The 12,817-nt window shown below is 70.2% G+C and carries 11 protein-coding genes and 1 pseudogene; 5 read left to right on the plus strand and 7 right to left on the minus strand.

Annotated features, from left to right (window positions below):
- Positions 1-33: 33 nt before the first annotated feature.
- The 5 genes from OHS71_RS39820 to OHS71_RS39840 all read right to left on the minus strand — a co-directional run bounded on the left by OHS71_RS39820 (position 34) and on the right by OHS71_RS39840 (position 6,363).
- Positions 34-711 (minus strand): response regulator transcription factor, encoded by a 678-nt coding sequence (locus OHS71_RS39820; protein WP_328484175.1) that lies wholly within the window; start codon positions 709-711, stop codon positions 34-36.
- Positions 708-1,964 (minus strand): sensor histidine kinase, encoded by a 1,257-nt coding sequence (locus OHS71_RS39825; RefSeq protein ID WP_328484176.1) that lies wholly within the window; start codon positions 1,962-1,964, stop codon positions 708-710. Before OHS71_RS39825 ends, OHS71_RS39820 begins: the two co-directional genes overlap by 4 nt.
- 49 nt (positions 1,965-2,013) lie before the next feature.
- Positions 2,014-4,233, minus strand: a complete 2,220-nt coding sequence (locus OHS71_RS39830) for an MMPL family transporter (protein ID WP_328484177.1) — start codon at positions 4,231-4,233, stop codon at positions 2,014-2,016.
- 364 nt (positions 4,234-4,597) lie between these two features.
- Positions 4,598-5,872 carry an MFS transporter gene (locus tag OHS71_RS39835; protein ID WP_328484178.1) on the minus strand — a complete coding sequence of 425 codons (1,275 nt, stop codon included), beginning with the start codon at positions 5,870-5,872 and terminating at the stop codon, positions 4,598-4,600.
- Positions 5,873-5,874: 2 nt separating this feature from the next.
- The gene (locus OHS71_RS39840) at positions 5,875-6,363 is read right to left on the minus strand and encodes an SDR family oxidoreductase (protein ID WP_328484179.1); all 489 of its coding nucleotides are present in this window, start codon (positions 6,361-6,363) and stop codon (positions 5,875-5,877) included.
- Positions 6,364-6,419: 56 nt separating this feature from the next.
- Between OHS71_RS39840 and OHS71_RS39845 the strand changes: the two genes are divergently transcribed.
- The 5 genes and pseudogenes from OHS71_RS39845 to OHS71_RS39865 all read left to right on the plus strand — a co-directional run bounded on the left by OHS71_RS39845 (position 6,420) and on the right by OHS71_RS39865 (position 10,542).
- On the plus strand, positions 6,420-7,424 hold the full coding sequence (locus OHS71_RS39845) for an ArsR/SmtB family transcription factor (protein WP_328484180.1): 1,005 nt from the start codon (positions 6,420-6,422) through the stop codon (positions 7,422-7,424).
- A gap of 34 nt (positions 7,425-7,458) precedes the next feature.
- A pseudogene (locus OHS71_RS39850) lies at positions 7,459-7,971 on the plus strand (aldo/keto reductase); the annotation flags it as partial.
- Positions 7,972-8,421: 450 nt separating this feature from the next.
- Positions 8,422-8,772, plus strand: coding sequence for a hypothetical protein (locus OHS71_RS39855; protein WP_328484181.1), 351 nt, complete (start codon positions 8,422-8,424; stop codon positions 8,770-8,772).
- A gap of 724 nt (positions 8,773-9,496) precedes the next feature.
- Positions 9,497-9,844: a hypothetical protein gene (locus tag OHS71_RS39860; protein WP_328484182.1), complete on the plus strand. Its 348-nt coding sequence runs from the start codon at positions 9,497-9,499 to the stop codon at positions 9,842-9,844.
- Positions 9,841-10,542, plus strand: coding sequence for a restriction endonuclease (locus tag OHS71_RS39865; protein ID WP_328484183.1), 702 nt, complete (start codon positions 9,841-9,843; stop codon positions 10,540-10,542). Before OHS71_RS39860 ends, OHS71_RS39865 begins: the two co-directional genes overlap by 4 nt.
- 343 nt (positions 10,543-10,885) lie before the next feature.
- Here OHS71_RS39865 and OHS71_RS39870 read toward each other — a convergent pair whose 3' ends face one another.
- Together OHS71_RS39870 and OHS71_RS39875 are read right to left on the minus strand one after the other, a co-directional pair.
- The gene (locus OHS71_RS39870) at positions 10,886-12,106 is read right to left on the minus strand and encodes a metallophosphoesterase (RefSeq protein WP_328484184.1); all 1,221 of its coding nucleotides are present in this window, start codon (positions 12,104-12,106) and stop codon (positions 10,886-10,888) included.
- A 447-nt stretch (positions 12,107-12,553) separates the two neighbouring features.
- Entirely contained in the window at positions 12,554-12,763 is a 210-nt protein-coding gene (locus tag OHS71_RS39875; protein WP_328484185.1) for a 4-oxalocrotonate tautomerase family protein, read from the minus strand.
- Between the last annotated feature and the right edge of the window lie 54 nt (positions 12,764-12,817).

Consider the following 12,817-nt stretch of genomic DNA (forward strand, 5'->3'; position numbering starts at 1 on the left):
CGCGGGCCGTCCGGCTTTCCTCCCTCAGGTGGGTCAGCCGTGAGGACGCGGCTTGACCAGCCCACTCTGGTACGCGACGACGACGAGCTGGGCGCGGTCGCGCGCGTTCAGCTTGGTCATGGCGCGGTGGATGTGGCTGCGTACGGTCAGCGGGCTCACCACCAGCTCGTCGGCGATTTCGGCGTTGGATTTGCCGTGGGCCGCCAGGACGACCACTTCACGCTCGCGGTCGGTCAGGGCCTTGACGGCGTCGGGGAGGGCGAGGAAGCCGTCGGTGTCGGGGGTGGCCAGGAAGCGGCTGATCAGGGCTTGCGTGGCGGCGGGTGACAGGAGGGCCTCGCCGGCCGCGACCGTGCGGATGCCGGCCAGCAGGATCTCGGGGCTGACGCCCTTGCCGAGGAAGCCGCTCGCACCCGCGCGCAGGGCCTTGGCCACGTTCTCGTCGTTCTCGAAGGTAGTCAGGACGAGGATGTGCGTACCGGCGAGTTCCGGCCGGGCGCAGATGGCGGCCGTGGCGGCCACCCCGTCGAGGTGCGGCATGCGGATGTCCATGATGACGACATCGGGGCGGTGCTCGGCGGTCAGGGCGACAGCCTCCTGTCCGTCGGCGGCCTCGGCGACCACGGTGAGGTCTTCGACCGAGTCGATGAGGATGCGGAAGGTGGCGCGCAGGAGCGCCTGGTCGTCGGCGAGCAGGACTCGGATCGTCATGTGGCGGGGCTTTCGTCGGGACTGTCGTCGCGGCTGTCGAGCGGGAGGGTGCAAGCGACGACGAAGCCGCCGTGTGGGTGGTGACCGGCGTGGAAGGTGCCGCCCACTGCGGTGGCGCGCTCGCGCATGCTGATGAGACCGAATCCGCCCTGGGGGACGGCGGAGCTCACCGGGCGGCTCGGGACGGTGTCGCTGGTGATGGCCAGGGTGAGGTAATGGGGGGTGTAGGCGAGGTGGACCTGGGCAGTCGGGGTGACGGCGTGCTTGCTGACGTTGGTCAGGGCTTCCTGGACGATCCGGTACGCCGTCAGGTCGAGCACCGGCGTCAGGCGGCTCGCCTGACCGTCGACGGTGACGGTTACCGCCAGGCCCGCCGTCGCGCAGGCGTCGACCAGGTCGGGCAGGTTCCGCAGCCCTGGCGCGGGGGCCAGGTTGTCACCGGCGTCGCTGTCGCTGTCGGTGTCCTGGCGCAGAAGGCCCACGGTGGCCTTGAGTTCCCGTAGTGCGGCGGAAGTGGTCTGGGGCAGCATGCCGATGATGCCGAGCGCCTGGTCGGGATGGGTCCGGGCGAGGTGGGCGGCGGTGGCGGCCTGGGCGTCGGCGAGAGTGAGGTGATGGGCGACCACGTCGTGCAACTCCCGCGCGATGCGCATCCGTTCCTGGAACACCCGGTGCCGGGCCTCCTCCTCACGCTCCCGGGAGGCGTGCTCGGCGCGGGCAGCGGCGTACGCGCGTCGCACCCGGACGTAACTGCCGAGGGCCGCGCACAGCAGTACCCATGCTGTGGGGTTGACGATGGAAAGGACCGGGGAGCGGTGGAGCCGGGTATCGAAGAGGCCGGTGGCCACCATGCCGAAGGCGACCACCAGCGCGCTGTTCCAGGAGGTGCGGCGAGGGTTGTGGACGCTCAGCGAGTATTGCGCGGTCAGAAGCGGACCCATGAGGAGGGGCGTCAGCAGGTAGCCCAGCGCGCCCTGGGCCACGGTGCACAACAGGGTGACGGCCAGTACCAGCTGGGGCCGGGTGCGGCGCCAGTGCAGCGCGCCGGAGGCCAGGACGGACAGCGCGAGCGCCGGCCACAGGGGGGGCCTGATCCTCACGGCCCAGGTGACCACGACACCGGAGAGCGTCAGCGCCGTCAGCAGGATCAGTGCCGCGGCCTCGGCCGCTTGCGGACGAGGCGCCGCCCAGCGCTGCCAGATCGTGTTCATCGCGCTCCGAGAGGAGTGGTCCAGGAAGTCATGCTCACACACCACAGGTGGCGACACCTCGGTACGTGGTGCCGCCACCTGTGATACGGCATCAGACGCGGGTCCCTTCCAGCGGCAGCGGCCGGAGATCGGCCGGCCCGCTGCCATGGGCGGCGGCCTCCGTGGTGAGCTCGGAGCCCTCGACGTCGACGCGGGGCAGGAGCCGGTCGAGCCACCTTGGCAGCCACCAGGCGCGGTCGCCGAGCAGGGCGAGGACGGCGGGCACGATCGCCATGCGGACGACGAAGGCGTCGAAGAGCACCGCGACGGCGAGTCCGAAGCCGATCGTCTTGATCATCGACTCCTGGGCGCTGACGAACCCGGCGAACACCGCGATCATGATGACGGCCGCGGCGATAACCACCCGCGCACTGTGCCGGAAGCCGGTCACGACCGCCTGCGGGGCCCGGTCGCCGTGGACGTACGCCTCCCGCATCCGGGCGACGAGGAACACCTCGTAGTCCATCGCCAGGCCGAAGACGATGCCCACCAGGAAGATCGGCATCAGGCTCATGATCGGACCGGGCTGCTCCACACCGAGCAGGCCCGCGCCCCAGCCCCACTGGAAGACCGCGACCACGGAGCCGAGGGCGGCCAGCACACTGAGCAGGAACCCGAAGGCGGCCTTGACGGGGACGAGCACGGAGCGGAAGACCACCAGCAGCAGGACGAGGGCCAGGCCGACGATGACGGCAAGGTAGGGCACGAGCGCGTCCTGGAGGGCCTGAGCGACGTCGATGTCCATGGCGGTACTGCCGGTGACCTTGAAGGTCGCGCCCGTTTCGCGCTCCAGGGCGGGACGTTCCGCCCGGATGGTGTGGATGAGGTCCTTGGTCTTCTCGTCGTTCGGGCCGGTGGCCGGGACCGCCGAGAACAAAGCCGTGTCGCCGGCCTGGTTGAAACGCGCGGCGGACACGGACACAACGCCGCGGGTGCCCGTGATCTCCCTGGTGATCCGCGCGACCGCCGCCTTGGGGTCGTGGGCTCCCCTGACGTCGGCGACGACGGTGAGCGGTCCGTTGAAGCCCGCGCCGAAGCCGTGCGCGAGGTCGTCGTAGGCACGCCGCTCGGTGGACGAAGTCGGCTTGGACTCGGCGCCCGGCATGCCCATCTCCAAGTGCGCGGCGGGCAGGGCGAGGACGCCGAGGCCCACCACGGACAGCACCAGCACGGCCACGGGGCGGCGCAGGACGAAGCGGGCCCAGCGCGAACCGACATTGTCCGTCTGCGGCTTCGAACGACCGCGCTTGCGGGTGGTACGGGACAGGACGGCATTGGGCCACATGCCGAGCAGGGCCGGGACCAGGGTCAGGGCGATCAGTACAGCGACAGCGACGGCGCCCGCCGCGCACAGACCCATCTTCGTCAGCAACGGCACGCCGATCACGGACAGCCCGGCGAGCGCGATGACGACCGTGAGACCGGCGAAGACGACGGCGGAACCGGCCGTGCCGACAGCCAGGCCGGCCGCCTCGCCCGGGTCGTGCCCGTTGGCGCGCTCCTCCCGGTAGCGGGAGACGACGAACAGGGCGTAGTCGATACCGACCGCCAGTCCGAGCATCGAGGCGAGTGTCCCCGTCGTCGCGGTCAGGCCGAACGTGCTGCCCAGCACCATGATGCCGAGCATGCTGATCCCGACACCGATGACGGCCGTCAGCAGGGGCAACCCGGCGGCCGCCAGGGAACCGAAGGTGATCAGCAGGACCACGGCGGCCAGGGCGATGCCGATGGCCTCGGACGAGCCGCCCGCCGCCGCCTGTTCCGCGAGCGCCGTACCGCCGACCTCGACCGTGAGGCCGGAAGCACGGACCTGGTCGATGGCCTTCTCCAGCGCGGTCTTGTCCGCGTCGGTGAGGTCGGAGGCCTTCACCCTGTAGTTGACGGTGGCGTAGGCGGTGGAGCCGTCCCTGCTCACCGCTTTCGCGGTGAAGGGGTTCACGGCGCCGGAGACCTCAGGTGCGCCGTCGGCCTCCTTGACGAAGGCGTCGATGGCGGCGCGGTTGTCGGCCGCGGTCACCTTCTCGCCGTGCTGGGCGACGAACACGATCCGCGCGTTGGCTCCGTTGGCGGAGGCGCCGGGGAAGCGCTCTCCGATCAGGTCGAACGCCTTCTGCGCCTCGATGCCGGGCATGAAGGACGTGCCGCTGTCGGAGGCGGCCGGAGCCTTGACGGCACCGAAGCCGAGGCCGCCCAGGATCACCGCCCACAACAACGCCACGAGCCAGCGCCGCTGGAAGGCGGTACGGCCCAGCCGATAGAGCAAGGTAGCCATGGGAAACGGATCTCCAGGTCTGTTCTCGGGTGAGTCACCAGCCTGGCCCGGAGAGGGGTGCCGGGGCATCGTGCCACCGCCCGCACTCTCACTTGGTGCGAAGGCACCAAGGCAGTTCCCTCGTCTCATCCTCAAGGAGGGGGCTCGTCTACTACTTCGGTAGGAGGACGGCCTTCCCCACGTGCAGTGCGTCAGCCGTCTTCTCACCGTGTGAGTCACCGTGGCCTGACTGGGTCCAGGGCTGTCCGTCGGTCACGGCTCCGGGGGAGCTCAACCGTGGCGGAGGCGTCGGGGCGTACACCCGCGGTGGTCGCGCCCTCTACGGCGACGATGGCGGACGAGATGGACTGAACGGCAGGCTGAGTCAGGCATTCCTGTTCTGCGACGGCGTCGGCTTGGCCGTGATCTCGGACGTCGTGATCTCGGACGTCACCCCGGGCGAGGGTGAGTTCTCGGATCTCCTCCGCGAGGGTGACGAAGACATGGACAGCGCCACGAGGTGTCGGACCAGGGCCAGTGCAGCGAGCAGCGCCACGAGGGCGCACACGCCGCGCCACCCGGCCTGGCTGTAGACGCGTACGCCGAGCCAGGAACCCGCGCTGCCGCCCAGGTAGGCACAGGTCATATAAGCCGTGTTGAGCCTGCTGCGAGCGTCGGGACGCAGGGCGTAGACCCGGGCCTGGTTTGCGACCATGCCGGACTGCATCGCGATGTCGAGCAGCAGCGTTCCGACGACCAGAGCGGTCAGGCCCGGCACGTCGCCCCAGGCGCCGGCGGCCAGGACTGCGGCTGAGACGAGGACCGCGAGCATGGAGACGAGGTTCACCGGGTCCGGGCCGTGGCGGTCCACCAGGCGTCCGGCGAGCGGGGTGCAGAGCATGGTTGCGCCGCCGACCAGGGCGAGCAGTCCAACGGCCTGGGCACCCATGCCATAGACCGGACCGTTGAGGAGGAGCGCCAGGCACGTCCACACGGCCGAGAATCCGGCGAAGACCAGCGCCTGGTAGAAGCAGGAGCGACGCAGGTCCGGCTCGGTGCGCAGCAGACGCAGCGACTCGGCCAGGAGCGCTGGATACGGCTGACGTGAAGGCGGGGTCGCGGCGGGCACGGTGAGGGCCACAACGCCGGCGAGCAGCAGGGTCAGGGCCGCGGTCGCGAGGTAGGGCACTCGCCATCCCAGCCATTCGCCCAGCGAACCGCTGAAGGCCCGGGCGAGCAGCATGCCGCCGATCGAGCCGCTCAGCAGGGTGCCGATCACCGCTCCGCGGCGGTCGGCGGCCACCAGCCCGGCTGCCAGCGGGCCGACGACCTGAGCGGCCACGGTGGTGATGCCGATGAGTGCGCTGGCGACGATGAGGAACGGCAGGCTCGGGGCGCATCCCGCGCCGAGCAGGCCCAGGCCCGTCAGGGCGAGCAGTGTGACAAGGAAGGAGCGGTGTGGGAGCCGGTCGCCGAGGGGCACCAGCAGAAACATGCCGGCCATGTAGCCGACCTGGGTGGCGGTCACGGCCAGGGAGGCTTCATCGGGTGGGGCATGCAACCCTGCGGCAATCAGCGGGATGACCGCCTGCGGGAAGTAGACGTTGCCCACGGCCACCGCACAGGTCATGGCCAGGATCAGGGTCGTCCGACGGTTCATCGTCAGTCCACCGGTCCGCCGGCGACGAAGACGAGCCGGCCGGAGCCGAATCCCGCCTCGCGGCTCGCCAGAAAGGAGGCCGTGTGTGCGATGTCCTCCGGTTCTCCGACCGGTCCGGCCGGGAGGGACTGCGCCGCGCTGCGCCGGAACTCCTCGTAGTCGTGGCCGAGCCGCCGGGCGGATGCCCGGGTCGTGTCGCTCACGACGAAGCCCGGCGCGATGGCGTCGGCGGTGATGCCGTGCCACCCGAGTGAGAGGGCCAGTGACTTGGTGAAGCCGATCAGACCGGCCCTCGTGCTGCCGTAGTCGACGCGGGCGGTGTCACCGGTCCGGGGCCCGCCCTCTACGGTGCCGACGCGGTCCGACTCGTCCAGGTCGATCACGCCGACCGCCAGGCCGTCCTGCGCCGGCCGTCGGGCCACCGCGGCGCCGGTGCCGCGTGCCGCGCCTGTGACGATCGCTGTGTGCCGCTGAGGAGTTGTATGCGTCATGTGCCGAAGTCCACGGCACCTGCGTGCCGTTGCCAATCGATGTAGCGTGCGGCTTAATGATCAGCTTTGTGCTCGACGTCGAGGATCTCGCGGACACCAGGTTCGCCGTTTCTCCCCTGCACGAGACCGTCGTCAGCCTACGGGTTCTGCAGGATCCGGGCCTGTCCGCGCTGCACCTGCCTTGGCGCAGATCCGTTCTCGGCCGACTCGGAGTCCTCGACACCGGCCTGTTGATGTCCCTGGTCGCGACCAGGCGCACCCTCCCTGACTTCCTGACCCCGCGGCCCACCAGCTTCGCCCCGGCGTTCGAAGAAGAACTGGCCGTCGTCCGCCGGACCTCTCCCCGGACGGTGCGCCGCGATCTGCTGGCCACGCACGCGCCGGACCCGCTTCCCGAAGCCCTGCGCGACGCCACTGCCGCCGCCGACGCGGCTGTCATCGCACTTCGCGATGCCCTCTGCGAACTCCTGCGACACTACTGGGAGATCGCCATCCAGCCGATCTGGGCGCAGATCCGACTGTTGCTGGAAGCCGACATGACCTACCGCGCACGGCAACTGGCCGTGGGAGGCGCCCGCCTGCTGTTCGCGGACATGCACCCCAACCTGCGTTGGCAGGACGGCGTCCTGCACATCGAAAAAATGATCAGCAGCTACCGCGTCGCGGCGTCCGGTCGGGGCCTGCTGCTCCTGCCCTCGGTGTTCGCTCACAAGCCCGCACCCCCGGTCAGTCCGGAGGAGCCGCCGGCGCTGTCCTATCCAAGCCGTGGAGTAGCGACGCTGTGGACCCCGGCGCCCGCCCCTGACGCCACTGCCCTGGTGGCGCTGCTCGGCGCCCCCAGGGCGAGACTGCTCGCCCTCCTCGATGAGCCACTGCCCACGGTCGAGATCGCTCGTCGCTTCAGGATCACCCCGAGTGCCGTGTCCCAGCACCTGCGTGTGCTGCACGCCACGGGCCTTCTGACCCGGGCTCGCGACGGACGGCAGGTTCTGTACCGGCGTAGCCCTCTTGGCGACCAGTTGGCCGGGCAGCATCACCCCCACCCGCTCGCGTCCCCTTGACAGGCGGTGGCCGCAGCCGGTCTGCGATGAGGTTGCGGATCTGCGCTGTCTTGGTCTCGACCGGCTCGACCTGGTCTATCTACGGGTCGGCGGGATGACCGGGCCTGGTGACGAGTCGATCGCCGAACGGTTCGCGGTCCTGGCCGAGCTCCGCAGGGAGGGGCTGATCCGGCACTTGGGCGTCAGCAACGTCGACGCCGCCCAGCTCGCCGAGGCCCGGGCGATCGCGCCCGTCGCGGCGGTGTAGAACCGGCACACCGGTGACATGGGGCTGCTGGCGGAATGCGAGGAAGCGGGCATCGCCTATGTGCCGTACTTCCCGCTCGGCGGCGGAGTCGGCAGCGGCCCGCTCGACGCCGAACGGCTCGGCAAGGTCGCAGCACGTCTGGGTGCGACCACCGAGCAGGTTGCGATCGCTTCGCTGCTGGTGACCTCGCCGACGGCGCTGGCGATTCCGGGTACCGGTTCTCGCGAGCACCTGCAGGAGAACCTTGCGGCGAACGATCTCAGTCTCAGCGACGAGGACCTGTCTGACCTGCGAGGCTAGCTGGTCGCCTCCGGAAGTCAGCTTGCCTGCCCCATGCCCGTTGCCACCGCCGTCCGCTATCCCCGACTGCCACCGAATACCGAATACCGAACATTCACCGTGATCGACATCATCGGTGAGTGATCCGACCACTGCTCGCCTGGAATACCGGGAGAACCGGAAGGTGAGGACGTCTGCGCCGCTTCCATAGGGCAGCTGTCCCTCGTCTACGCGGCTGACCCGGCGTCTGTCCGTCCTGGATCTCGTCTGGATCGGGTAGCTGCCCGTGTGCACGCCCCGACCGACCCTGCGATGCTGCGGGCGATCGGCTGATGGAACGGTGCCTCAACCCCACCCGCTGCATGTCGGTGCGCCGGACGGCGACCGAGCATTGTCACCTGGCAGCTACTCAGAACGTTTAGGTATGCGTGCCCAGGCGGGGCACGGTACGTGCTGCCTAGCATCCGTAGCATGAGTTCCGTTGAGCAGACAGCCGGGTCAAACGAACAGCTGACGGTGCGCCCGCACCGGAGGGGCACGACATCGCTTGCGCTGGGCGCTGCCGCCCTCGCGATGATGATGTGCCCGTTTCTGCCTGCCTGGGTCCCGAACTGGTTGCGCTTCTTTCCCGTGTACTTCATCGCGCCCGCAGGGATCGGTGCGGTCGTCTCGGGCCTCGTCGCGCTGCGGAGGGCGCGGGGCCAGGAGGAGGCGACTGCCTCCCGGGCGCGGGCGGGAGTCGCACTCGGCGCGACCGCCGTGGTGCTGTCGCTGGCCGTGATCGTCTGGGCGATCTGGGCGCTGAAGCAGGCATACCGGTAGAGGCCGAATACGCGGCCGGGAACGGGTGAGCTGTACTTGCGGCAGACCGTCGCGGGCCGGCGTTGTCCTGCCGTGTCCTGCCGACGGTCTGTGACGTCGCCCTGATCACGGTCACGCCAGCCGCCTTTCGGCCTGAGATGTCCTGTCAGGCGCTGTTTCGGTCGCCCTGCCCACTCTCCTGCGCTCAGGACCAAGCAGTCGATGGTTCCTGGCTGGATATCAACGGCCAGGACGTCATGCGCATAGTCGACGGCAAGATCATCGAGATCTGCCACAGGACTACGGGGCGCTGTCCCGTGCCTGTTCGCATGCCGCACGGGACTGCGATCAGTGTCCGCGGACCGTCTGCATCCCGTTCCGCCCACCTCTGCCCTCTTTTCGTGAACTCGCGGCGACAAATCCGGGAATGGCTGATTCCGCCACCCTCTTCCTCAGCGGACGTGTCGTCACACCACCAGGGCTCCGGTGGACGCCCCGGAGACACCGGTGACCGGCTTGCCCAGGTGAAACCGCCAGCCGCACCGGCCCGTGGCTGCCACACCGCCGACCGCTGCGCTGCCCAAGCCGCCACCGCAGAGAAATCCGAAAGGATCCGAAGTGGTTCGCGGCATGGCCCGAACTCACCTTAAAAAGAGGCCAGTTGAGCCCAATCGGCTGATCGGCTGTCAGTGCCGAACGTCAACATGACTGCGACGCCGGTACTCACCACCAGCTGGAGGACCACATGCCTTTTGTCCGTTCGTACGTGCGCTCCGACGGAACGCCGGTACGCGGACACTCCCGCTGGGCGCCGGGTGCGCGCCGGGAGATGACCGTCATCGCCGCAGTCGGCCTGGCCGTGCTCGGCTACGGCAACGCCCACACCGCCGACGGCTCGGACAGCACGCAGCCCACGCCGTCGGTCACCTACCCGATCCGCTTCGACCATGCCGACAGCAAGCCGAGGGCAGCCGCGCCGAGCCCGACTGTCTCCTACCCGATCCGGTTCGACACACCGACCGCCAAGCGAGCCGAGCCCACACCGAGCGTGTCGTACCCGATCGACCTCTCCGCCCTGGCCGGCCGGCGATGACCCGGCGCCCGCCGGCTCGGCGGCGCCCTGCACGGCGTCCCAGCCGGCGCCGCCAACAACAGCAGGCACCGTTCGTCGGCCTGTGCGTGAGCGCAGCCGTCGTGCTCTGGCTGGTGGCGAAGGCAGTCGGCTGGCTCCTCGCCCACTGGTGGCTGCTGCTCGGCGTGGCCGTCGTCGCCGTGCTCGCAGGCATCGGGTGGTGGCAGCAGCGGGCTCAGCGTGTGCAGTGGGAGCGGGCGCAGGAGCGCGCCCTGCGCTACGGACTGTCGCAGCTGGACGCACTGGCCCACCGGCAGTTCGAGTACGCGATCCGGGATCTGATGCGCCGGGACGGCTGCGCCGACGCCGTTCAGGTCGGCGGACAGGGCGACCTGGGAGCGGACGTGAAGGCGACCGACCCGCTGGGACGCCGCTGGGTGATCCAGTGCAAGCACCGTCGTCACGGCGAGCGCGGCGCAGCCGTGGGCACACCGGAACTGCAGGTACTGAACGGCACCGGACGCCCGGTCCACAAGGCCGACGTGGTGGTGATGATCACCAACGGCAGGATCACCCAGCCCGGCCAGGCCTTCGCCAGGCAGCAGCGCCTGCACCTCGTCGACCGCACACTGCTCGGAGCCTGGGCGTCCGGGGCTCGGCCGCTGTGGGAGCTCCTGCCTGCATTGCCTCCGCCCCGCAGGCCGTCCGCACGGCCCTGACCGTCCGTGCCGTCATGCAGGGCGCCTCACCCGGCGTTTGCTCGGCTGCCCGCTCAGGACGGCCGGGCAGCCGGTGAGGACCTGCCCATGTGCGACGGTCGACGGCATCTTCTCTCATGGCGCGCGGAGTCTCATGGCCGAACTTGCTGCCACGCCGCGCAGCCGCGACCAGGGCGTTTCCAGCAGACCCATCCCGACCGTCACCGGCCGTGCGCTGGAAGCCCGCATTCCAGGCTTTGGACATCGGCTTCGACGGCAGACTCTCCGTCTGCCGACGCCAACTCACACCGACCGAGATACACCATTGGCAGGCCAGACTCCCGCCTGCCTGCTCGGCCGGTGGCTACGGGGAGGTGGGCCTGTGCGGGGAGCGGAGCACGAGCAGGGTGATCTCGCTGGGGGCGAAGACGCGGAACGGCGGACCCCAGAAGCCGGTGCCACGGCTGGTGTAGAGGAGGGTGCGGGCGCCGTGGTGGCTGAGACCGGCGAGGGCGGGCTGGTCGAGGCGGACGAGGTGGTGGAAGGGCCAGATCTGGCCGCCGTGGGTGTGGCCCGAGAGCTGGAGGTCGATACCGGCGGTCGCCGCCCGGTCGACGAACTTGGGCTGGTGGGCCAGGAGCAGGACGGGAAGGTCGGGGTCGGCGCCGTTCAAAGCACCGGCGAGGTGGGCCCGGTGCCCCTCCAGACCGGAGGACTCGGCGGTGACGTCGTCCACGCCGGCGACCACGAGGGTGTCGCCTCCGCGTTCGAGCAGCACATGGCGGTTGCGCAGCGGCTCCCAGCCCAGCTCGTCCATCAGGTCGACCCAGCCCTGGGCCTCGCTGTAGTACTCGTGGTTGCCGGTGACGTACACCCGCGCCCGAGTCGCTCGCACGGTGCCCAGTGGGACGGCCTGGTCGCGGCGGCGCTGGGCTGTGCCGTCCGCGATGTCGCCGGTGTGGCACACCAGGTCGGCTTCCAGAGAGTTCACCGTCTCGCACACGCGTGCCGACCAGCGGGCGCGATCGAGCGGTCCGTAGTGGGTGTCGGTGATGAGAACGACCCGTAGGCCGTCCAAGCCGGCACCCAGCCGGGGGAGTTGCACGTCGAGTCGGCGCACGCGTGGCACGCGGCGGGCCTCCGCGTACCCCCAGCCCAGCAGCGCGGCGGCCACGCCGAGGACGGACCAGGTGACGATTCGGGCGCGGTCCTGACTCTCGCCGACGCCGGTCATGGCCAGGGCGGCGCGCAAGAGAACGCCGAGCAGCACGGACCAGGTGAACAGCACCCAGCTCGTGCCCAGCAGGGTGTCACCGACGATCGCGGCCCGGTCCTGCTGGCGCCGGCCGTGGCCGCGCACCATCGCGAGCGGCATACCGACGAGGCCGAGGGCGAACAAGGCGGAACCGGCCAGTGTGACGGGCAGCGGCCAGTGCTGCCCGGCGTGCAGGAGGAACCAGCAGGGCACGGCCCACAGCAGGACGGGGGCGATCAAGGGGATGTAACGCATCAGACGATGCAGTCGGCTCTCCCGCGCTGCTTGCGCTTCACCCTCGGCTGGCCGGGTCTCGCTGGTGTCGGTCACGCTTCCCCTCCTGACCGGGATGCCTTCTCGCGCACTGTATCCCGTCACTCCCGCCCTCTGACGTCCACCGCCACCACCTGCTCCCGCTGCTTCCCGACCACCTGCTCCGCACAGCCGGGGGACCGTTCCGGGACGCCTTGGTCGGGGTGGGCACGTGGAGGGCACCGGCCGAGTCCGCGCACGCGGCCACACCTTCACCCGAACCGGCTCCCGCGCTCGAGGCGAGGGAGGTGACGCCGGGCGGCTCGACGCCGGCCCTTTTCCGCTCAGACGCTGCCGGCCACGCGGAGCATGCTCGGTGAGACCGCCGTTCCGGGCCGACCGAAGCCGGATCCGACGGCCGGCGCATACGTCACCGTGGAGGACCGTCAGGGGCCGGGTCCCGCCGTGACGGGCCACCGTCGGGCGGCCTCCGGCGCCCGGCACCGGGACTGCCGTGGCGGATGGTCAGACGTCGCCGTTGAGCATGGCGGCGGTGAGGACGGTGCCGCCGAAACCCCAACCCCCGTCGGCGACTTCGTCGATCAGCACGACGGTGCTGGGGCGGGCCCGCTCGCCGTAGATCTCCGCATACAGGTCGGTGGTCCGCTCGACGATCTTCCTCTTGTCCTCGGCGGTGATGGTGCCGGCGGGAACCTTGAAGTGGGCGAAAGGCATGGGTGTTTCTCCTCGAGTGGGTTCTGCCGTGATGCGCAGGCGCGCCCATGAAAG

The organism is Streptomyces sp. NBC_00377, assembly GCF_036075115.1.
Lineage (GTDB): Bacteria > Actinomycetota > Actinomycetes > Streptomycetales > Streptomycetaceae > Streptomyces.

Coding starts and splice junctions, on each gene's coding strand:
- OHS71_RS39855 (WP_328484181.1), top strand. CDS start 8,422: ATGAGTTCCGTTGAGCAGACAGCCGGGTCAAACGAACAGCTGACGGTG.
- OHS71_RS39835 (WP_328484178.1), bottom strand. CDS start 5,872: ATGAACCGTCGGACGACCCTGATCCTGGCCATGACCTGTGCGGTGGCC.
- OHS71_RS39830 (WP_328484177.1), bottom strand. CDS start 4,233: ATGGCTACCTTGCTCTATCGGCTGGGCCGTACCGCCTTCCAGCGGCGC.
- OHS71_RS39820 (WP_328484175.1), bottom strand. CDS start 711: ATGACGATCCGAGTCCTGCTCGCCGACGACCAGGCGCTCCTGCGCGCC.
- OHS71_RS39865 (WP_328484183.1), top strand. CDS start 9,841: ATGACCCGGCGCCCGCCGGCTCGGCGGCGCCCTGCACGGCGTCCCAGC.
- OHS71_RS39845 (WP_328484180.1), top strand. CDS start 6,420: ATGATCAGCTTTGTGCTCGACGTCGAGGATCTCGCGGACACCAGGTTC.
- OHS71_RS39860 (WP_328484182.1), top strand. CDS start 9,497: ATGCCTTTTGTCCGTTCGTACGTGCGCTCCGACGGAACGCCGGTACGC.
- OHS71_RS39875 (WP_328484185.1), bottom strand. CDS start 12,763: ATGCCTTTCGCCCACTTCAAGGTTCCCGCCGGCACCATCACCGCCGAG.
- OHS71_RS39840 (WP_328484179.1), bottom strand. CDS start 6,363: ATGACGCATACAACTCCTCAGCGGCACACAGCGATCGTCACAGGCGCG.